This window comes from Desulfurella sp., assembly GCF_023256235.1.
Classification (GTDB): Bacteria; Campylobacterota_A; Desulfurellia; order Desulfurellales; family Desulfurellaceae; genus Desulfurella.
The window spans coordinates 1-21,590 of the sequence record NZ_JAGDWY010000075.1; the positions used below are offsets into that span (position 1 = coordinate 1).

Annotated in this window: 22 protein-coding genes, 1 pseudogene and 1 riboswitch; of the genes and pseudogenes, 8 read left to right on the forward strand and 15 right to left on the reverse strand. The window is 31.6% G+C overall.

Going from position 1 to position 21,590, the window contains the following annotated elements; translation table 11 throughout:
* From Q0C22_RS08135 to Q0C22_RS08190, 12 genes are all read right to left on the reverse strand, one after another.
* Positions 1-999: hypothetical protein (locus tag Q0C22_RS08135; RefSeq protein WP_291493605.1), on the reverse strand; the 999-nt coding region annotated here is incomplete at its 3' end.
* Positions 1,000-1,010: 11 nt separating this feature from the next.
* Positions 1,011-1,856, reverse strand: coding sequence for a cell envelope integrity protein TolA (locus Q0C22_RS08140; RefSeq protein ID WP_291493607.1), 846 nt, complete (start codon positions 1,854-1,856; stop codon positions 1,011-1,013).
* 6 nt (positions 1,857-1,862) lie between these two features.
* A complete protein-coding gene (locus Q0C22_RS08145) occupies positions 1,863-2,261 on the reverse strand; it encodes a biopolymer transporter ExbD (protein WP_291493609.1) in 399 nt (132 codons plus the stop codon).
* A complete protein-coding gene (locus Q0C22_RS08150; RefSeq protein WP_291493611.1) occupies positions 2,258-2,827 on the reverse strand; it encodes a MotA/TolQ/ExbB proton channel family protein in 570 nt (189 codons plus the stop codon). The genes Q0C22_RS08145 and Q0C22_RS08150 overlap by 4 nt, the downstream gene beginning before the upstream one ends.
* Positions 2,827-3,237, reverse strand: a complete 411-nt coding sequence (atpC, locus tag Q0C22_RS08155; RefSeq protein ID WP_291493613.1) for an ATP synthase F1 subunit epsilon — start codon at positions 3,235-3,237, stop codon at positions 2,827-2,829. The genes Q0C22_RS08150 and atpC overlap by 1 nt, the downstream gene beginning before the upstream one ends.
* A gap of 2 nt (positions 3,238-3,239) precedes the next feature.
* Positions 3,240-4,646: a F0F1 ATP synthase subunit beta gene (gene atpD / locus Q0C22_RS08160; protein WP_291493616.1), complete on the reverse strand. Its 1,407-nt coding sequence runs from the start codon at positions 4,644-4,646 to the stop codon at positions 3,240-3,242.
* A gap of 15 nt (positions 4,647-4,661) precedes the next feature.
* Entirely contained in the window at positions 4,662-5,531 is an 870-nt protein-coding gene (gene atpG, locus Q0C22_RS08165; protein WP_291493618.1) for an ATP synthase F1 subunit gamma, read from the reverse strand.
* 9 nt (positions 5,532-5,540) lie between these two features.
* Complete coding sequence (atpA, locus tag Q0C22_RS08170) at positions 5,541-7,049, reverse strand: F0F1 ATP synthase subunit alpha (protein WP_291493620.1); 1,509 nt, start codon at positions 7,047-7,049, stop codon at positions 5,541-5,543.
* The gene (gene atpH / locus Q0C22_RS08175) at positions 7,046-7,600 is read right to left on the reverse strand and encodes an ATP synthase F1 subunit delta (RefSeq protein ID WP_291493622.1); all 555 of its coding nucleotides are present in this window, start codon (positions 7,598-7,600) and stop codon (positions 7,046-7,048) included. The genes atpA and atpH overlap by 4 nt, the downstream gene beginning before the upstream one ends.
* The gene (locus Q0C22_RS08180; protein WP_291493624.1) at positions 7,590-8,141 is read right to left on the reverse strand and encodes an ATP synthase F0 subunit B; all 552 of its coding nucleotides are present in this window, start codon (positions 8,139-8,141) and stop codon (positions 7,590-7,592) included. The genes atpH and Q0C22_RS08180 overlap by 11 nt, the downstream gene beginning before the upstream one ends.
* A gap of 1 nt (position 8,142) precedes the next feature.
* Positions 8,143-8,577: a hypothetical protein gene (locus Q0C22_RS08185; protein ID WP_291493626.1), complete on the reverse strand. Its 435-nt coding sequence runs from the start codon at positions 8,575-8,577 to the stop codon at positions 8,143-8,145.
* 60 nt (positions 8,578-8,637) lie between these two features.
* Positions 8,638-9,693 (reverse strand): geranylgeranyl reductase family protein, encoded by a 1,056-nt coding sequence (locus tag Q0C22_RS08190; RefSeq protein ID WP_291493628.1) that lies wholly within the window; start codon positions 9,691-9,693, stop codon positions 8,638-8,640.
* 57 nt (positions 9,694-9,750) lie between these two features.
* On the opposite strand from Q0C22_RS08190, the gene Q0C22_RS08195 reads away from it, so the two are divergent.
* The gene (locus Q0C22_RS08195; protein WP_291493630.1) at positions 9,751-11,784 is read left to right on the forward strand and encodes an STT3 domain-containing protein; all 2,034 of its coding nucleotides are present in this window, start codon (positions 9,751-9,753) and stop codon (positions 11,782-11,784) included.
* On the opposite strand, the gene Q0C22_RS08200 is transcribed toward Q0C22_RS08195, so the two are convergent.
* The 3 genes and pseudogenes from Q0C22_RS08200 to Q0C22_RS10495 all read right to left on the reverse strand — a co-directional run bounded on the left by Q0C22_RS08200 (position 11,776) and on the right by Q0C22_RS10495 (position 14,548).
* The gene (locus tag Q0C22_RS08200) at positions 11,776-12,270 is read right to left on the reverse strand and encodes an ATP-binding protein (protein WP_291493632.1); all 495 of its coding nucleotides are present in this window, start codon (positions 12,268-12,270) and stop codon (positions 11,776-11,778) included. The genes Q0C22_RS08195 and Q0C22_RS08200 overlap by 9 nt on opposite strands.
* Positions 12,254-12,745 (reverse strand): 4Fe-4S dicluster domain-containing protein, encoded by a 492-nt coding sequence (locus Q0C22_RS08205; RefSeq protein ID WP_291493635.1) that lies wholly within the window; start codon positions 12,743-12,745, stop codon positions 12,254-12,256. The genes Q0C22_RS08200 and Q0C22_RS08205 overlap by 17 nt, the downstream gene beginning before the upstream one ends.
* A pseudogene (locus tag Q0C22_RS10495) lies at positions 12,742-14,548 on the reverse strand (chloride channel protein). Before Q0C22_RS10495 ends, Q0C22_RS08205 begins: the two are co-directional and overlap by 4 nt.
* 77 nt (positions 14,549-14,625) lie before the next feature.
* A riboswitch (Fluoride riboswitch) is annotated at positions 14,626-14,687 on the forward strand.
* Between the two features lie 79 nt (positions 14,688-14,766).
* Between Q0C22_RS10495 and Q0C22_RS08220 the strand changes: the two are divergent.
* Genes Q0C22_RS08220 through Q0C22_RS08250 form a run of 7 tightly spaced genes read left to right on the forward strand, consistent with a single transcriptional unit; the run spans position 14,767 to position 21,551 of the window.
* Positions 14,767-15,714: an NADH-quinone oxidoreductase subunit H gene (locus Q0C22_RS08220; RefSeq protein ID WP_291493640.1), complete on the forward strand. Its 948-nt coding sequence runs from the start codon at positions 14,767-14,769 to the stop codon at positions 15,712-15,714.
* 3 nt (positions 15,715-15,717) lie between these two features.
* A complete protein-coding gene (locus Q0C22_RS08225; protein ID WP_291493642.1) occupies positions 15,718-16,341 on the forward strand; it encodes a hypothetical protein in 624 nt (207 codons plus the stop codon).
* The gene (locus Q0C22_RS08230) at positions 16,338-17,699 is read left to right on the forward strand and encodes a proton-conducting transporter membrane subunit (protein ID WP_291493644.1); all 1,362 of its coding nucleotides are present in this window, start codon (positions 16,338-16,340) and stop codon (positions 17,697-17,699) included. The genes Q0C22_RS08225 and Q0C22_RS08230 overlap by 4 nt, the downstream gene beginning before the upstream one ends.
* Complete coding sequence (locus tag Q0C22_RS08235; protein ID WP_291493646.1) at positions 17,696-18,919, forward strand: hypothetical protein; 1,224 nt, start codon at positions 17,696-17,698, stop codon at positions 18,917-18,919. Before Q0C22_RS08230 ends, Q0C22_RS08235 begins: the two co-directional genes overlap by 4 nt.
* Positions 18,920-18,930: 11 nt before the next feature.
* Positions 18,931-19,383 carry a hypothetical protein gene (locus Q0C22_RS08240; RefSeq protein ID WP_291493648.1) on the forward strand — a complete coding sequence of 151 codons (453 nt, stop codon included), beginning with the start codon at positions 18,931-18,933 and terminating at the stop codon, positions 19,381-19,383.
* The gene (locus tag Q0C22_RS08245) at positions 19,377-21,227 is read left to right on the forward strand and encodes a proton-conducting transporter membrane subunit (RefSeq protein ID WP_291493650.1); all 1,851 of its coding nucleotides are present in this window, start codon (positions 19,377-19,379) and stop codon (positions 21,225-21,227) included. Before Q0C22_RS08240 ends, Q0C22_RS08245 begins: the two co-directional genes overlap by 7 nt.
* 57 nt (positions 21,228-21,284) lie before the next feature.
* A complete protein-coding gene (locus Q0C22_RS08250; RefSeq protein ID WP_291493651.1) occupies positions 21,285-21,551 on the forward strand; it encodes a hypothetical protein in 267 nt (88 codons plus the stop codon).
* Positions 21,552-21,590: the final 39 nt, after the last annotated feature.

The following is a 21,590-nucleotide window of genomic DNA, read 5'->3' on the forward strand; positions in this document are numbered from 1 at the left end:
TGAACCTGCACAAATATATGCAATTTTGGTACCGTCTGGTGAAACTGCTGGAGATTGAGAATTTGGACAATTATACGTTAGTCTAGTCGAAACGCCTAATCCTAAATCCAAAGAATAAATTTGAGGAGAACCTTCAGAATTTGAAACATAAATCATCTTTGATAAATCAGGAGTAAAGTAAGGCGATATTGTTATACCATTATTGTTTGTTAATTGTTTAACAATATTACCAGCTTTATCAACTAGAAAAATATTTATATTCGAATTTTTATTGATCGAAACTGCATATAGACCATTCTTATAGTAAGTACCATTTTCACTAAAATTTGAAGCAGAATATAAACTTCTAACATGGCCATTTGATAAATTTAATAAATATACACTTGGATATTTATTCAAATAAGCAGTAAAACTTACCTCATTATCTGTTGTCCACATTGGGAGCAATAAATTAGTATTATAGTGTGTTATTTGTTGTATATTTTCTCCATCAAAATCAGCTATATATAAGTTTTTAACGTTTTTTGATCCTGCTGAAAATATGATTTTGCTTTCAAAAGGGCCATATATACCGGTATCATACAGCATAAATTTATCTACTAATTTATGTGAAACCCATGCAAAATTATTTGCTGTAATTTTAGTATCTATAACAATTTTTTGATTTGTAACATCATATACTATTGCATTTAAAACAACATTATTTTCAACACCACTAACGCTACCATAGATACCATAACTACAACCAGTAATATCAGATGGATTGGTAATTGTTGAATTTATATTATTTGCTTGATAAAAACCACTCATATTTAGATCTCTTATTATGACACTCTTTACTTTTGATGCTAATTGAGGGTTCGAAGATTGAAGATTGTATACATTGATTATAATTTTTTGATAATTTGGATTGGTAATATTTAATTCATAATTTTGAGCATATGATACACCACTGCATACGAAAAATAGCATAATTAAAAAAAATATAACTTTCTTCATTGTATACCTCCTTAATCTTTTATAAAGAAATTTAAAACTAAGTCAAGAGTATTTCTATTATTTAAGTACTTTTGAGGCACAGGTGGAAGCGTGGAATTATTAATTGCCGTTATAACAGTCCTATCATAGTATGGGTTTCCACTAGATTTTATAATATTAACACTAATTATTTTACCGTCTGGTGCAATTGTAATTTTAACACGAGTCACAAGTCTATTATTAGGTAATAAATTTTGGTCTACAAACCAGTTTGAATGAATGATTCCCTGCACAACAGATAAATAATCAGAAAAAAGTTTATCCTGATTACCAACTCCACTGCCTTGGGCTTTAATATTGCCTACACCAGATTGAGTTTGTGAATTTTCCCTCAACTGTTGGGCAATTTCACGTATTTTATTTTCTAACATTGCTTCTTTTAATTGCGTAATTTTTTCTTGAAGTGCTTTTGCTTTGAGTTGTTGAATTTTATTTTGGATATTTTCTTGGATTTCTTTTTGATTTACTTTAGGTTTTGGCACTTCTTTTTCTACTTTTTTAAGTTCTGTTTGCGGTTTTTCAATAACCTTTTTATGTTCTTCTATATTTTGTGGTTTTGGTGGAATCTGCTCTTGAGCTTTTTGTATTTCTTTGTTAATTTTTGGTGGAAGTGTTGTAGCAGCATGAGGTATTGGTTTAGGCGAAGTAGTAAGAGGTTGTATTGTATGTTGATGCCCTGCCCTGCCTTCACCTGGCGTTAATAAACTAACAGTATAAGTTGGCATTGTATGTGTTGGTACACTTTTAAATAGCAAAAATAATAAACCGATAATTATGATATGTATAAATAATGATAATAGAAAACTGGCTAGTTTCATTTAATATTAGGTTTTTGTTGATTTGTTTGTTGTTGCAAGACCTACTTTTTCAATACCGCTTTGTTTGGCTATATCAATAATTCTTACTACAAGTCCATACTCTATAGCTTTATCTGCTTCAATTACAACTTCATTTCCACGATTATTTTCAAAAGCTTTTCTTAAACCATCCAAATCGGTTTGTTGCTTGTTTAAATAAATTCTACCTTGATCATCTATGCTTACAATCAAATCTTTTTTTGTAATGTTGGTACTGCCTGAATGTGTTTTTGGCAAATTGACCTTTATACCTTTGACAAGCATAGGCGTAGTAACCATAAAGATTACAAGCAGTACTAACATTACATCAACAAGTGGTGTTATGTTTATATCAGAAAAAACACCTTTAGATCCGTTTATTTTCATCCTATAGCCTCAAGAAAATTTTCTGTTTCTCTTATAATAGAGGTGTATAGCGAATAAAGCAGGTTATATCCAATTACAGCAACTACTGCAACAAAAATACCGGCTGCAGTTGTAATTAATGCTTCAGATATACCTGGTGCTACTACACTTATACTTGTAGAATCCGACAGACCAATACTTCTGAAAGCATTTATAATACCCCAGATAGTGCCAAACAAACCTACAAAAGGAGCAGTTGAACCTACAGATGCTAGAATACTAAAACCCCTTTCTAAATGATTAACTTCTTTAGCTAAATAAGCTTTGGCCACAGAAATAGATTGTTTGCTTAGCATATAAACTCTAGCATTCAGCGATTCATTTATACGTGCAAAACTACCCAGCGTACTTTCGCTTTCTCCGTCTAGAAACCTTTCTAAAAAAACATTATTTCTTGCTCTAAGTGAAGATAGTTGAATCCATTTATATATCATGATTGTCCAAGATATAATTGACATAACAAGCAAAATACCCAAAACCACAATTGCAATTGCACCTATGTGCTCAAATCCAATGCTTGACGACATCACTTTTCCCCTTCAAATAAAATATTTATAACATACCTATATTTCTCTAATTCCTTATATGCACTTTCATATTCTGGTGTATTGGGCTTTTCTTCTTTTAACCTGGATTCAATTTTACTTATCATTTTAAGCGCTTCATCTTTTGTGATATTGTCTTTTGTAAAAACTTCATCGCATAGTACATTTACGCTATTGTTGTCAAATTCCAGATAACCTCCGCCTATTACATACTTATCTTGCAAATTGTCATACAAAAGCCTGATTACACCTATATCTAAAATGCTTATAAAAGGCATATGATTTGCTAAAATACCAAACTCACCACTTGCGCCTGGTGCTATAATCTGATCAATTTCTTTACTTGCAATAACTTTTTCAGGCGTAACTATACTACAGTGTATTTTATCCATAATTACCCCTTAAGCGTCTTTGCTTTCTCTATAGCATCCTCGATTGTTCCAACAAGGTAAAATGCTTGCTCTGGCAAATCATCGTACAAACCATCTATTATGCCTTTAAAACCTTTAATTGTATCCTGTACTTTAACGTATTTTCCTTTCATTCCAGTAAATGCTTCTGCAACAAAGAAAGGCTGAGATAAAAATCTTTGAATTTTTCTTGCCCTTGCAACAATCAGCTTATCTTCTTCTGATAATTCTTCCATTCCAAGTATGGCTATAATGTCCTGTAATTCTTTGTACCTTTGAAGTATCTCTTGAACATTTCTTGCCACTGTATAGTGCTCTTCACCAAGAACATATGGGTCTAATATTCTTGATGTAGAATCAAGTGGGTCAACTGCCGGATATATACCAAGCTCAGCAAGACGTCTTGAAAGAACCGTTGTAGCATCAAGGTGAGAAAATGTTGTAGCTGGTGCCGGGTCTGTCAGGTCATCTGCAGGAACATATACCGCTTGAACAGATGTAATTGAACCATTTTTTGTAGAAGTGATGCGTTCTTGAAGCTCACCCATATCTGTGCCAAGTGTTGGCTGATAACCAACAGCAGAAGGTATTCTGCCCAAAAGTGCAGAAACTTCACTGCCTGCTTGTGTAAACCTAAATATATTGTCTATAAAAAGCAGTATATCAAGTTTACTTACATCTCTAAAGTACTCTGCAATTGTTAAACCTGTCAAACCAACACGCGCCCTTGCTCCTGGCGGTTCGTTCATCTGACCATAAACTAAAGCGGCATTTTTTAACACGCCTGATTCTTTCATTTCATTCCACAAATCGTTTCCTTCCCTTGTTCTCTCCCCAACACCGCAAAATACCGAATAACCGCCATGCTGCATAGCAACATTATTGATAAGCTCCATGATAAGAACAGTTTTACCAACACCGGCTCCACCAAACAAACCGGTCTTGCCACCTTTTGCATATGGGCACAATAGGTCAATAACTTTAATACCTGTTTCGAACATTTCACTTGTTGTGGACTGGTCTTCAAGTGGCGGTGAATCCCTATGGATAGGCCATCTTTCCTTTGCATCGACTGGTCCTAATTCATCAACTGGCTCACCAACAACATTTAGTATTCTACCAAGTACTTCTTTGCCTACCGGTGCTGTTATATAGTTACCTGTATCAATAACCTCTGTTCCTCTAACAAGACCATCTGTAGAATCCATAGCAATGGTTCTTACCCTGTTTTCACCTAAATCCTGGGCAACTTCCAAGATAAGATCAGATGTTGCGTTTTCTATAAACTCTTTTTTAACGACTAATGCATTATAAATAGAAGGTACCTGACCTTCAGGGAACTCAACATCAACTACAGCGCCTAAAACCTGAATAATCTTGCCTTTATTCATACCTTTAACTCCTTTTTATTTCATTGCTTCTATACTTGTTGTTATTTCTATTAATTCTTTTGTAATAGCAGCCTGCCTTGCTTTATTGTAAAATAAAGTCAATTTCTTAATCATATCCTGGGCATTCTTTGTAGCTGCTTCCATAGCAAGCATTCTGGCTGCGTACTCACCGGCTAATGACTCCAAAAAGCTATCGTAAAGAGACATTTGAATATACTTCAGCAGTATCTGATCCAATACCATTTCTTTTGAAGGCTCAAATGTAAATTTCTCGTACTTTTGCTTTTGGCCGTTTTCTTCTTCAAAACTAATTGGCAAAACTTTTTTTACAGTAGGTCTTTGAATAAGCATATTGACAAACTTGTTGTAAACAATATAGACTTCGTCAGTTTTTTCTTCCAGAAAATCTTTAATGGCTACATTCATAATCCTTTTTGCATCAACAAAATGTGCTTCATCTTTAAGTAAACCTGTATAAAAGTGTTTTATTTCTATACCTTTAAAGTGAAAGTAATCATGAACCTTTTTGCCTACAACTGTTATTGATACTGATATATTTTTAGATGATAGACCTGATACTAAATTTTCTGTTTCTTTAATTATATTATGGTTAAAACCACCACACAAACCTTTATCTGAAGCAACAACAATGATTTCGGCAGCTTTCACATCTCTTAAAAACAAAAACTTATTATCCTGTGGGGGTGTATACTCAGAAAGGTACTTTATAATTTCTTCAAACTTTTCTATGTAAGGCCTGAATTGCATAGCTGTGTGTTGTACCTTTCTTAATTTTGCAGCAGCAACCATTTTCATTGCTTTGGTTATCTGCTGTGTTTTGGCTATACTATTTATCTTTCTTTTAATATCCCTTGAACTCGGCATAATCTAACCTCAAGCCTTAAATATAGCTTTAAATTCTTCTAAAGCTTTATCTATCTTTGATTTCAACTCATCGCTTATGGTTTTCTTTTCTTTTATTTCTTTAAAAATATCTGGGTACTTGGTTTCAACAAATTTATACAACTCTTCTTCGTATTTTTTTAAAGCTTTGTTTGGCAAATCGTCTAAAAAACCATTATTTCCTGCATAAACAATAAGAATTTGCTTGTATACAGGAAGCGGGGCAAATGGTGGCTGTTTCAATATTTCTGTGAGTTTTGAGCCTCTGTTAAGCTGCTGGAGGGTAACTTTATCAAGGTCGCTGCCAAATTGAGCAAAGGCGGCTAACTCTCTGTATTGAGCAAGTGAAAGCCTGAGCATACCTGCAACCTGTTTCATAGCTTTAATTTGAGCTGCACCACCAACTCTGGATACAGACAGACCTACGTTAACAGCAGGTCTTATGCCTGCATAAAATAAATCTGCTTCAAGGAATATTTGGCCATCTGTTATGGATATTACGTTTGTTGGAATGTAAGCTGAAATATCACCAGCCTGGGTTTCAATGATAGGTAGAGCTGTAAGAGATCCACCACCCAATTCATCTGATAATTTTGCAGCTCTCTCAAGCAATCTTGAGTGAAGGTAAAATACATCACCAGGGTATGCTTCCCTGCCCGGTGGTCTTCTAAGGAGTAGAGACATTTGCCTGTAAGCCTGAGCATGTTTGCTTAAATCATCGTATATTAACAAAGCATGCTTGCCATTATCCCTGAAATACTCACCCATTGTAACACCTGCATATGGAGCAAGATATTGAAGTGGAGCTGGATCTGATGCAGTTGCTGCTACAATCGTGGTGTATTCCATAGCGCCTAAATCTTCCAATTGCTTTTTAATTCTGGCTATAGTAGAGCGTTTCTGTCCAATAGCTACGTATATACAGTAAACATTTTCACCTTTTTGGTTAACAATGGTATCAAGGGCAATCTGAGTTTTTCCTACCTGTCTATCGCCTATTATAAGTTCCCTTTGGCCTCTACCTATTGGGATCATGGTATCTATTGCCTTAATACCTGTCTGGAGCGGTTCTTTAACCGGTTGTCTTTTTACAATACCTGGTGCTTTAATTTCCACACGTCTGTAGTTTTGTGCATTAATAGGTCCCATTCCATCAATGGGATTACCCAGAGCATCTACCACCCTGCCTACAAGAGCTTCTCCAACAGGCACCTGGGTTATCCTACCGGTTCTTTTTACCGAATCGCCTTCTTTGATACCTGTATCATCGCCTAATATAACAGCGCCTACATTGTCTTCTTCAAGGTTTAAAGCCATGCCAACCACACCATTCTGAAATTCTATAAGCTCGTTGGCCATGACATTTGTTAATCCGTATATTCGAGCTATACCGTCACCAACGCTCAATACTTTACCAACTTCGCTAATTTCAACAAAATCTTTGGCTTGCTCTATTTCTTTAGCAATTATTTCGCTAATTTCGCTAGGTTTGATATTCATCCAATCCCTCCTTGAGAAATGTTCAAATTATTTAGTCTATTGGCTATATTTGTTAGGTAAGTTTTAATGCTTCCATCATAGATTTTACCTTCTATTTCAACTACAATCCCACCTATGAGGTTTTTGTCCACAAAAAATTCAAAATCAAGTATTTTTCCAGATATCTTAGAAAATATATCCGACAGTACTTTCTTTTCGCTATCAACAAGTTCGATAGCACTTATCACTTTAGCCTTTGCTTTGTTTTGACTTTGAAGCATTATCTGATTAAAACTATCAAGAACATCGAAAATTAATCCTATTCTTCCATTTGAAACCATAAATTTAAGCAGATTGTATATAATTCCACTTGAGATATCTTTTAGTATAGCTATTTTATTTTCAATTGGATAAATAGATACTTTCAATAATTCAAACAGTTTTTTATTTTCTTGAAGCAGTCTGCAAACTTTACTTAAATCATTATAAGCGGATTCCAGACTGATAGATTGGCTTTTGCAAACTTTTTCCAAAGCTCTTGCATATCTTAGAGAAATTATTCTACTTATCATAAATAACCCCAAAATAATCAAAGTATCTTTTGTTTATGCTGCGCAGATCCTGATTGTTTAAAGCCATAAACTGCTGTTTGGCCTTTGTAATAGCTTTAGATATAACTTTATCTATAAAATCTTTATAAGCTTTATTTAAAATCATAGTCTTTTCTTGCTCAAGGCGCTTTTTAAAGATTTCTTCTAGTTCTTTTGCCATGTTGGCATAATCCTCTTTTTCTTTTTCTCCCATTTGCTTGTAAGTGTTTATTATATTTTCAATTTCGCTTGAAAGTTTTGATAGTAAGCTTTGAGCTTCATTAAGCGCCTGCTGAGCTTCTTCTTTAGCTTTTTTAGCGTTTTCTATTTCTTCAAATATCTGTTTTTTTCTGTTTCTAAAATAGTTTGCAACAGGTTTTCGCAAAAGATAAACTATCAAAGAGGCAAATATAATAAAGTCAATAACGCGCCAAAGCATGTGTGCACCAGCAGATCCAGATTCACTGGCAAAAGCAGTAAGTGGCATTGCAATCAAAATTAACAAAGAATAAATAAATTTCATGCTAGCCCTCACTTTTTACAACATTTTTTAACAGAAGATCCGATATCTTATCTGTTATTGAATCGATATTTTGAGCTTCTTTCTGTAAATCCTGCTCAATAGCAGCAGAAAATGCCGCCTGTTCTTTTTTGAATAATTCATTTATTTGAGCAAGTTTTTCTTCTTTGATTTTTCTGGCTTCTTCAAGCATAGAATTAAAGATCTTCTTTCCTTCTTCTTCTGCGTTTATTTTTTCTTGATTATACTGTTCCAGTTTTGCTTTTGCTTCTTCTTTTAGTTTTTGACTTTCAGCTATGAGATTTAAGATATATTCCTGTCTTTTTCTTATTATTTCAAGGACAGGCTTATATAAAAGGAAATTTAGAACAAAAAGCAAAACTATAAAACCAAACATCTGCGCAAGAATAAATTGCCATACCAAGTTTACGCTTATCACGCGCACCTCCTTACCGAAAATCTGCGATAGGTTACCAAATTTAAAAAAAAAAGTCAATTGTTATTTAATCGTTTTTTTATAAAAGCTTTTTAAAAGCAACCAGAATAATTTTCTGGAGCTTTTTTTACCAGTCAAATAATCAGCTAAAGCATTTTCATTACCCTTTGACAATTGAAAAAAAGAGAAATATGGAAAATTTAAAACAATTTTTGATATAAAGTAGCTATATTTATTTTCTTCTAAAATTTTATCAGCTAAAGCCCTATAAGCCTGATAAGGGTTTTTAGGATAACTTAAAATAGAAGCGGCAGCCAGATGTGCACTAAAAATTGCATTGTATATACCTTCTAGACTAAAAGGGTCTGCCAAACATGCAGCATCGCCAACAAGCAGTATATTGTTTTTACCTAAATTTTTTTTGGAAAAAGCTATTGGAATAAAATAGCCTTTTGGATTGATAAGCATATCATTGCCATAATACTTAAAAAAAAGTTTATTAATATTTTTTTTTGTGGAAGCAATACCCCAAACACCATTTTGAGGAAAATTCCAGTAATAATTTAGTCCTTTAAAACCTATGTCAATATTGACATTAGTATCATTGTGATAAATTGTTTCTACCTGTAGGGTTTTTACTAAAAATTTTGGCTTTATGTGTAAAATTTTTCTAACTATTGAATTTGCTCCATCTGCCCCAATTAAGTATTTTGCTTTATATTTGTTAGCATCGGTATAAATTTCAATACTTGAATCATTATAACTCAAAGATAACAATCTTTCGTTTCTAAAAAAGCAACCTTTTTCAAGTGCGCTATCAAGCAGACATTTATCAAAAGTCTTTCTTTCAACAAAGTACGCAAAGGGCTCTTTCGATTCTATTTCTAAACAAGCGGTTTTTTTGTAGCTTAAGATGGCTTTATTTATACTGGCTTTTGCCAAACTATTTATCTGGGGTATATAATCAATTATTTTTGCCGATACGCATCCACCACATAATTTTTCTCGTGGAAAAACCTTTGAATCAATTATCAGAACTTTATAGCCAAAACTAGATAAAATTTTAGCAGCAGTCGACCCAGCTGGTCCTGCCCCAACTACCACGCAATCATAAAACATAATTGATTTTTATACAATTATCATATAAAATGCAATAAGTTTTTTAGGAAGTTTAAGTTGAGTAGAAAAAAAGTTTTAATTTCGCTTTTAATAATATGTATAGCTATTTTACTTGGTCTTGCATACAGGTTTTATAGTTTGTATGTTTGGAACCAGAACCCTCCCAAATACTACTACAAAGGAAATGCATTATATACTGAATACGATGCATTCTACTATTCTTACTATGCAAAAGCTTTTAATGAAGGCTTATATAAACCATTAAAGCAAGACCCTCTAAGATTCTATCCAGATAAAATAGCTACATTTCCACCTGTAATTTTTATGATAAGTTTTTTAAGTGCTGAACTTTCAAAATTACTACATGTTTCAATTCAAAATTTGTCTGTTTATATGGTACCTATACTTGCAGTACTTTTTGTTATACCGCTTGTTTTTTATCTGATGGATTTGGGCTATCCTTTAGCAGCTTTCAGCTCTTCTATAACGGGTGTTTTGTCTTTAATTTATATAGCACGAACATTAATTGCAAGACTAAGACCAGATTGTATGAATTTATTTTTTCCACTGGCAATAGGATATTTTTTGTATTTAAGCCAGTTTAGGCAACCTAAAAAAAGTTACCTTTATGCAATTATAGCTGGTATTTTTGCGCAACTTTATTACTGGTGGTATATGCACGAAGGTATAATATTAGCGTTTGCCATTGTGTATATACTCTCGTTTGGTTTTACTCAAAAAACTGATAAGTTTTTTCATATATTTGAACCAAGTGTTTACAAAAAACGCTGGAAAGAAATTATTCTTTTTCTAATAAGCACAAACCCAATCATACTATATATGGGTATACACAATGCTATTTTTTTAATTAATGTTTATTTGATTGATTTCTTTAAACCTACAATGGGCGTTTTTCCAAATGTATTTGTATCTATCGCAGAAGCCGCACGCGTTAATTTAGATTATCTATCACAGCTAACAAGTGGAAATTTTATAGTTTTTTTGGCATCACTTGTTGGTTTGGCACTGTTTTTAATAATGAATTTTAGAAAATTCATGGTTTTTTTACCATTATTTTTTATAGGTTTGATGTCTTTTAAAGGTGCTGAAAGATTTGCTATGTATCTTGCGCCTTTTTTAGGATTAGGGTTTGGTTATTTGTTTGATATGTTAGTAAAATTGAATATAAAAAAAATCAATAATGTAAAAAATGTTGTTGCAAGTATTATGGCTATTGTATTGACAATAATTCCTCTTGCACCAAACATAGTAATTGCAGAACCTAAAATTACTCCACAGCTTTATGCAGATTTCGTTAATTTGAATAAAATTACGCCAAAGTCGTCTGTAATCTGGACTTGGTGGGATTACGGTACTGCAATAGAATTTCTAGCAAATAGGGCTACTTTTCATGATGGGCAATCACAGATATACCCAAAAACTTACTTTATAGCTACAAGTTATTCTGATTCAAACCCAGAAATTGCGTACAATACAATAAGTGCTATATCAAATATTGGTAATACAGGCATAGAAAAATTACTAAAAGAAAAAAACACCCCTCAGGAAATTAGAGACAAAATATTTGAAGGAAAGTTTAATGCGCCGCTTAAAAGGCCTACTTACTTTGCATTTACTGGTGATGAAATTGGCAAATTTGGTTGGATAAACTATTTTGGCACATGGGACTTTAAAAAGAAAAAAGGACTTTTTGAGCCTATTGGTCAACTTGGAGATTGCAAAAAAAAATCAGAAGATACGATTTTGTGTGGTTTAAATGAAATAAACACACAAAAAATGTACTTAAAAACACCTTCTTTAAAACTTGATATCAATACACTTGCCATTTATAAAGATAAAAAGCTAACTATTAAAAGTCTTGATAGTGGCAGTTTGTATATTGATGTAGTCTATCTTAAAAATTCCAAAATAAATGTTTATATTCTACAAAGACAACCATTTTACTCTATGTTTAACCAAATGTATATTTTGAGAAATTATGATCCACAATACTTTAACCTTGTATATGACAACTTTCCTACAATGGTTTTATATGAAGTAAACAAAGAACCCAAACAATTATCAAAATAAATCCTTTATGTAGCTTAGCAATTCCTGTCTTTTTTTATTTTTTATCTCGCACTCTGGGCAAATTTCTGCATCAGTATAGTAAACATTGCCACAAGAACAAATTTTTTTAGGTTTTTCAAAAAGCTTTATCGCTTTTGGTATCAAATCATCTACAAAAGCCTTATTTTCTGTTATTGCGTTTTTTGGGCATGCATCTATGCAATTTTTACAAGCACTGCAAAGAGATGGGTTAAAGTAAATAGCAGCGGTTTCGCGTTTTTCTATAATAATTGCACCTTTTGGACAAACTGACTCACAAATTGAACAAAAATCACAAACTTCATTTATTGAAAGCCTTATTGTGCCAATATATTCTGCACTTTGTTTTATATTTTCTTTAATAAGCTCAATCAAAAAGTCTCTTTTAGGTACTCTTTCTTTAATTTTAAAAACATCTCTTCTGGAAATACCAAAATTTGGCTCAAAAGGCTTATCCAGACTGCTCAATTTTTACTCCATCAAAACTTATATCAAGTGCTTTTAAAATTTCCTGTGTTTTTTTTAAATTTTTTTCAAAAACCTCAAGTGACATTTTAAATTTGCAGTTTTCGCAATTTCCTTTAAAAATATTAATATAACCAAATTTCAATACAAAATACACAATCAAATTTTCACCTAACCTTGAAATACATGATATTTTGTTATAACCTTTAGCAAAAATACAGCCAAATGAAGGCTCCGTAACATTCTTTACAATATCGATATCCAAATTTCGGTTTAATTCTATAGCATCGTTTTCACAGGCACTATAACACACGCCACAGCCAATACAGTCACCAATCACAATATTATTATCAAAATCAATGGCTAATGCTTCAAATGGACATGCTTTTATGCATTCATTACATGTACTTTTTGAGTAAGTATTATGAGAGCATAATGCATTAATGCTTATTTTACCAGTAAAAACAAAATCGTTCATTTGTTATCCAAATTTAATTCCTTAAGCTTTTTGCTGTAAATATCAGATATATCAGCAAAACTAACAATGCCAAGAAACATAGAATCTTCAACAACAGGTAGCCATGTGGTTTTATTTGCACTCATAAGTTTCCATGCATCTTCAAGTGTCGTAGAAATTGTAGCCGATGCTGTTCCAATTTTTACAAATTTATCTATAGATTCATTATTTTCATTTATAATATCATACAAATACACTGTACCTAAAAATTTATCATTTTCCACAACAGGTAAAGAAAAAAAGAAATTTTTAATCATTAAATTTTTGGCTGTTTCTATACTATCTGTTGGTTTTACAAAAATCTTTTTGTATATTCCAATATCTGATATTTTTAATCTTTCTAAAAAAGGAATATTAAATTCACCAAAATGTGCGGGTGAATCTTTTTGTGTATTTACTTGAGATTTGTAAATAGTTGTACTCCCAGATATTAAGTAAGATATAGACACAGCAATCATCAAAGCTGGTAACAGTTGCAAACTACCAGTCATTTCCACAACCATTAGTGTAACTGCAATTGGCACTTTGCCTGATGCACCAAACAATGCAAGCATTCCAACAATGACAAACGCACCAATATTGTAATTACTTACTATTGTAGGAAAAAAATAATGAAAAATAATCCCTAAACTAACACCAGTAAATGCTCCAATAAACATACCAGGTGCAAATACACCACCAGAGCCACCAGAGCCAATTGTAAACGCAGTGGCAATAATCTTTACAAAAGGCATTATTAAAAAAATTAACAAAAGTGGCAAACCAAATGTTGGCAACACGCTAAACTTCCCATCTATAAGTAACTGAATCCACCCATAACCAACGCCTATTACTTCAGGAAAAATAAGAGAAATTAAGCCACTTATAAATGCACCGATTGCTGGTTTGTAAATATTATTTATATTAAGTTTTGAAAATCTTTCTTTCATAATAAAATGTTTTTGGGTAAACAATAGCTAAATATCCACACACAACACCTAAAATAATATAAAATGGCAACCTTAATGGGTTAAATGGCGATTTATAAAACCCAAAAATAGGTTCAAACCCTACAAAACTTCCAAATATAGAGTATCCTATGGCGCTTGCTACAATAGCTGGATAAATCACTTCAGACTGCAAATCTCTTTTATAAAGAACCTCAGCAGCTAAGATTGCACCACCTATTGGTGCTTTAAAAATTGTGCCAATCCCTGCACCAATACCAATTGCTACAATTTTTCGCTTATCTTGAACATTAAGGTGTAGAATTTTGCCAACTAAAGACCCGATGCCAGCCGAAATCAAAGCAGTCGGCCCTTCCCTGCCAGCTGATCCACCAGAGCCTATTGTTATAGCAGAAGCTACAGTTTTTAAAAAAATTACGCGTGGTCTAATGTTACCTTGTTTATTATGATAAGCATCAATTGCTGCATCTGTGCCATGCCCTTCTGCTTCTGGTGCATATTTAAAAATTAAATAACCTGAAATTAAACCACCAAAAGCTACTACAAATGGTATCAAATATGCACGTTTTATTGCAAAAGTTTCACTTAAATTTTCGCCTTTTGGTAGCGGCAATTTTGCGCCAAGCAAGTATTGTAGAAAAAAACTTTCTGACAGTTTTATAGAATAATAAAAAACCAAAGCACCAAAACCAGCAATTACACCAACTATAGATCCTAAAATAAGCCATTTTAGAAAATAAGATTGATTTAAAATTAAATAACCAAAATCTTTTGTTAGCTTATAAAGTTTCAACCTAATTATTCTTGAAATATTCATTCTTTTGCTATAATAAAGCAAATTAAGTGTGTTTTCAAGTTTTAGTCTTGACAAAATGAATAAAAAATTTAAAATAATCCAAAAGTGGCGATGGAGTTCGCCAAAAATGCCTACCTAGGCTGATGACTCCTACAAATTTTTATGTAGGGGTTGTTGGTGTTATTTTCAATTATTAAAAACATATATTCGCTATTTAAAACATAGATGAGGGATTTTATATGTTGTTTTATTTAAGTATTGCACAATTGTTGTATATAATTATCCTATCTCCTTTAGCTATTGGAATTTTAAATTTTTTAGATGAAAGATTGTCTTCAAGAGGAGGACCCTCTATATTCCAAGAGTATTATAATCTATTTAAATATTTTAAAAAACAAAGCATTTATCCAGATTCCTCTTCAATATTTTTTACTTATGTACCATATATGAGCTTTGCAATGTATTTATTTTTAACTTTGGTGTTGCCTATTATTACAGCTTTTCCTTTAACATTTGGTCCTGTTGTTGACTTTGTTGGTGGCGGCTTAGTGTTTGGTGCTGCATCAACCCTTATTAAACTTTCTGCGCTTGATTCCAAAAATAACTATTCAATTTTAGGCGCATCACGATCATCAAGTATAGGAATATTTACTGAACCGGTTATTTTGTTAATATTTATAATGCTTGGCGTTATTTCAGATACCAACAATCCTTATGTAATTAACAATATAATGCAAACTTCAACAAGTTGGTATTATTCTTTAGTACATTTATTTATAGCTCTTGCATTTTTCTTTGTTTTAATTATTGAAACCGGACAACTACCCATAGAAAGCAGCTCTTTAAATGAATTAGGTTCAATTGATTCTTTATTAATTCATGAATATTCAGGCAGAGAATTAGCTCTCTTAAAATGGGGCAGCTATATTAAACAATTTATTTTAATGAATGTGTTTTTAAATGTTTATACATGGCCATTTTTTGTTCCCATGAAATTAAACTTGATTTCAATATTTTTTTATATGTTTATCAATTTTTTTAAAATTATTATATTGCTTATAATCTTTGCATTTATTAACAGTGTGGTTTCAAAATACAGACTATTTAAAATCTTTGATTATATAGCTATAGCTTTTAGTTTTACACTTATTGCTATGCTTGTATTTTATATAACAAGCGGAGGGTAAAAAATGCAATACAATGTATTTATACTGATTGGTTTTATAGAAATAGTATTATCTATTTTTATGCAATGGCAAAATTATGTTTCAAACAATATCAAAACATTTGAAATTCAATCCTGGATTTTAGGAATTTTTTTGATGTATTTTGGTGTTTTAAATAATAATATTTCAATTATAATTCTATCAATTTTAACAATTCTGACTAGAGCAATCTTTATCCCACGTTACTTAATAAATACCATAAACAAACAAATATTTCGAGCAAGAGAAAATAAACACAAAGTAAGCGTTAGTTTATCTATTTTAATATCAGTTTTGCTTGCTATCTTTAGCTATATTTTATATACAGTAGTATTTTCCGAATTTGGTAAATCATTGATATCAATTCCTATCACGCTTATGCTTCAAGGTGCTTTCTTAATAATGTCTCGATCAAATGCATATGCTCAATTGATTGGATACCTTGTTATGGAAAACTCTATGTTTTTACTATCCTTTTTATTTAACGGATTACCTTTTATTGTTGAAGCAGGGATTATTTTAGATATTTTAGGCATTGTTATGATAGGGGGCATATTAATGAAAATTCGCGACGAAGATATCCAAAAAGAGGAGGAACTATACGGATGATTTACACGCTACCAGCATTATTTGCTACAATTGGTTCTATACTTTGCTTTATTGGATTTAGGAAAAAAGAACGCACTGTATCTGTTTTTACAAGCTTATTGAGTTTAATAAGTTCTATTTTAATTTTATTTAGTAAAAATTATTCAGACAGTTATTTTTATGTAGATAACCTTTCAAAAATATTTTCTTTAATGATAGCTATTGTATATTTTGGCGTCGTAATTTTTTCCATTGAGTACATTTCAAATATAAAAGAGCGTTTTATAAAAGTTTATCAATATTTCATGCTTTTAAATATTTTCGTTGCAGCAATGTTTTTCAGTGTAATACTAAACAATTTAGGTCTTATTTGGGTTGGCGTAGAAGCAACCACATTTTCAAGTGCTTTACTTGTTGCTGTAGAAAATGACTTTACAGCACTGGAAGCTGCATGGCGCTATATTATAATTGTTTCTGTGGGTCTTGTAATATCACTCATTGCTACATTATTTTTATACTCTGCTTGCGATACGCTATCTATAGTCAAATTACTAGCTATAAAACCAACAGGTAGTTTATTTTTATTAGGCGCAATACTTTTAATTATAGGCTATGGCACAAAAGCTGGAATTTTTCCTATGAATACCTGGCTTGCTGACGCCCATGGCAAATCACCAGCACCAGTTAGTGCTATATTTAGCGCAGTGCTACTGCCTGTGTCGCTGTATCCAATTATAAGGCTTTTTCAGGTATATCATAATACACTGCTATCTGAATTTGCTTTTATCTTAGGTTTTTTAAGTGTTTCCACAGCAAGCATTATGAGTTTAAACCAAAAATTATACAAAAGGCTTTTTGCTTACTCTTCGATTGAAAATATGGGACTTGCATTGATTGGAATTAGTTTGGGATCATACGCTCTATTTGGTGCAATTGTTTTGATATTTGCCCATGCATTTGCAAAATCTGGTATTTTTATGCTCACGGGTAATATACTGCATAATTATAAAAGCAAAAAAATTAAAGATATAAATGGCATAATTAAAACTATGCCACACACTGGTTTATTTTTGTTTTTTGGTAGCTTAGCTGTCACTGGTGCTCCGCCTTCTGCTATTTTTTTTGGAGAATTTCTAATTTTATCAAAAACTATTGACCTATATGGCTGGCTTATTGGATCAATATTAATTTTCTTTGTTGGATGTGGCTTTTTATTTATAAATTACAAAGTTATAAATATGGTTTTTAGTGGTCAAAGAAAAAAAGCTATAAAAGAAAGCAATTTTACGTTAGTGCCCATAATAAATATTACACTCTCAATACTTACACTTATATCCTTGCCATTTTTATACCGATTCCTTCAAGGAGTAATTAAATGAAAAGATTACTTGGTATAATAAAAAAAGAAGATTCAGAGCAGTTATTTGTAAACTCTGGTTCATTTGTAGGTCTCGTTGATAATTCACAAAGCAAAGAATTTAAAGCATATAAGTGGCAAAAAGAACTTTTTGAGTCAAAAGAGCCAAAAGACGAGTTGTTCAATTTTAGATTGGGTCCATCAAGTGGTGCTTTATTGGAATCGGTTACATTCAATATTTTTACTTATGGTGAAAGAATAAAAGAAGTTTATATTGATAACTCTTACAAATCACGTTCAATAGAAAAATTAATGATTAAAAAGGATGTTTTTGAAGGATTGCGACTTGCTGAGCAAATTTGTGCAAGTTTTGCATTTTCTCATTCCTGTGCTTATTCAAAAGCAATAGAGAATGCATTTAATATACAACCAAGCTACAAAACAAAAATTATGCGATTAATTTTTATAGAAATTGAACGTATATTTAACCATATATATGTAATTTCACGTTTAGCAAATGCAGCAGCTCAAAAAGTTTTAGCAAATCATCTTATATACCTATTTGACGAAATTCTTGAAAACAACAAATATCTTTTTAAAAACAGATTTTTAAAAAATATCAACAGCATAGGTACAATAAAATATATATCACTAGATCAATTAAAAATTTTTGTAAATAAGCTTGAAAATATTGTAAATGAGTTTGAAAAACTTTATAAATTTTCTCTAAAAAGCGAAAATTACTTAGACAGACTTCACAACACTGGACTTCTTACAACAGATGACTTCGAAGAATTTAATTTTGATGGTCCAGCTGTAAAAGCAATGAATTTTCCTTTAGATACCAGGTCTTTTGAAGATTTATTTGATGATTTTAAACCTATTTTAGAAGAAGGATCAGATGCGTTATCAAGGATGATTGTGAGAGCAAAAGAAATCTTTCAATCGATGGCTTTAATTAAAAAACTATTAATCAACCTTCAAGAAAACAATGATGAAAACAACATTAGAATTGACGATGATCAACAAAAAAGAAACGCTATTGCATTTACAGAATCCCCAAGCGGTACAATTTATTACTACATTGAACTTGTAGGTAATAAAATAGATTACGTTTATATAGCAACACCATCAATTTTTTTAATTAAGGCAATCGAAAAAGCTCTAAGAGGGCAAATTTTTACTGATTTTACGTTTGCTGTAGAATCGTTTGGCGCATTTTTTTCGGATGCGGCAAAATAAGAGGAGATAAAATGTTTTTGTGGCCTATTTATGGACTGTCAAAAAAATACAGCAAAAAATTCAAATTTAAAACAAATTATTCAAAAACAGTATTTAAAAAATCATTGCATGTATTTTTTATAGATGGAGGATCAGATGTTGAGTTACTGCTTGAATTTTACAGCTTATTATCGCCAAAATATAACTTACACGCTTATGGAATCTTTTTTACAAATACACCCCGTCATGCTGATGTGCTTGTGATTCTCTCAAGACCAACACAAAAAATGTTAACCATTATACAAGAAGCTATTTCTCAAATGCCTTCTCCATATGGTGTAATACTTGCAGAAAACAGTCAGATTGGGCTTGATTTTGAAAAATTAAATTTAAAAAATGTGGTAGCTCATCTAAAAGACGTTTCAGAACCTACAGAAATTTTAAAAAAATTAATAGAAATAGCGCAAGGTGGTTTGATATGTTAACATTTGATTTTGCAATTTTGTTTTTTATTTTAGGTATGGCTGTTTCTTTTAATAAATCATTGAGTTATATTTTTGCCCTCTTTGGAGCAATAAGCTGCACTTTTGTTGGATTTGAAGGCTATATTAATGGTTTTTCTTATCAAATCAATTTATTTAATGGTCTAAGCTTAAATATTGGCATTGATAAAATATCTGCCGTATTTTTAATTATAGCGTATGTTTGTTTTAGTGCAATTGCTTTGTATTCAATAGATTTTGGAAAACTATTTAGCAAAACAATGTCATTTTTAATAAACCTCACAATGTTAAGTATGTTGTTTATATTTTGCGCAAAAGATGCTATTACATTTTTAGTTGCTTTTGAGATTACAAATATTAGTTTATTTTTTTTAATATTAGAAAAGTCCAATTCATACAAGCAAGCTTACAAATTTTTAGCATTTTCTGAAGGCTCCAGTGTTTTGTTAATGATTGCTTTTGCAATTATATTTGCCCATAGTGGAACTTTTTTATTTCAAGCATATCAAAATAATTACCTATTTGCATTATTTGCATTTTTAGGGTTCATTATAAAAATGGATATCGTGCCCACTCATGTATGGATTGGTCAAACTTACTCAAAAGCGCCATCTAATATTGCTGCTATACTATCCGTACCTCTTACGCTTGTGGGCACATATGGAGTTTTTAGAGTTTTTTCATTAGAAAAATCAGTTTTTTTAGCAATTATAGCTGTTATTCTGGGTGCTTTAAGTGCATTTTGGGGAGCATTACAATCAGCCAGAGAAACTCAGTTAAAAACACTACCCGCATATTCCACAGTGGAGAATAATGGTATGATTTTAGCAAGTTTAGGCGTAAGCATGCTTGCAAGGTATAGTAATTTAAATATATTAGCTGATTTTTCTTACCTAACTGCGATTTTTTTAATAATATCACACTCTTTGTCTAAAACTACAATGTTTTTATCCATTGGTCACGCTAAAGAAACACTTCAAAAAGAAAATATAGACGATGTAGCTGGCATACTAAAAAACGTCAGCAAATCAGCTGGTTTTGGGATACTAATTTCTGGTTTATCATTTAGCGCAGTGCCACCTTTAATAGGTTTTGTTTCTGAATGGATGCTGCTTGAAAGTTTATTTCAATCATATAAATTTCAGGATAATTTTTTTAAGCTAATTGTAACTTTTGCTGGTATATTAATTGCCCTTGCAATAGGACTTAGCTCGTTTGGCATAAAAAAGTTGGTAGGATTTTCAAGTTTAGGAAAATCTATACAAACAATCAAAAAGATTCCAGACTTTACTATTAAACTGGCTGAAAATCTTATGAGTGCTTTAGTTATTTTAAGCGGTATATTTTCATTTTTAATTGTGTTTTATCTTGGATACAATAATTTTTTAGATGGTATATTGGGCGTACCAAAACCTGCTTTAATAGTTTCTGGTAGACCTATCTTTGGCGTGGTTTCACCATTTATGTTTGCAATAGTTTTTGGTTTCTTACTTTTTTTTACTTTATTGTTAAAATTTTCAAACAAAAAAATAAAAACAGTTACTCCATGGGTAGGTGGTCTCAAATTAAAAGAAAATGAAATGTACAACACGCGGGGCTACTCATTTATAGTAGAATATGTACTAAGGGGTATTTACAGAACGAAAGAAAAAGACACTTACGTTGAAAGTTATGACGTTTCAAATTTAATTTATCAAGGCTTAGAAATTTTGTTTAAAAAACTTAGTTATTTTTTGTCAAAATATATTATGAATGGAAATCTAAATTATTATATAGCCTACATTATAGCTATGTTTATAATTGCACTCTTTGTATTTAAGCTATAAGCCCATCAGCCTGGGATTAATATATATGCCCCCTTGTCAGGCAAGGGGGGAGGTTTTATGAAATGGTTTTGTCCAAACTGCTGGCAACAAATTGAAAGAAAAACAAATAAATGTCCACATTGTAATTATAATCTGATTGAATTTGAAAAAATTTCTTATGAGGATAAACTTATCTTAGCACTTAAAAATCCCATGAGAGAAAATAGAATGTTTTCAATTTATATGCTTGGGCAAATTTCAAGCACAAAGGCAGTTAAGCCCTATACGAGCTTTCCTGCTCAAGCTCTGATACAATTGAGCTTTTCTATATTGCAAAAACACTAAAATTAATAAATACCAAAGAGTCTATAAAATACCTATATA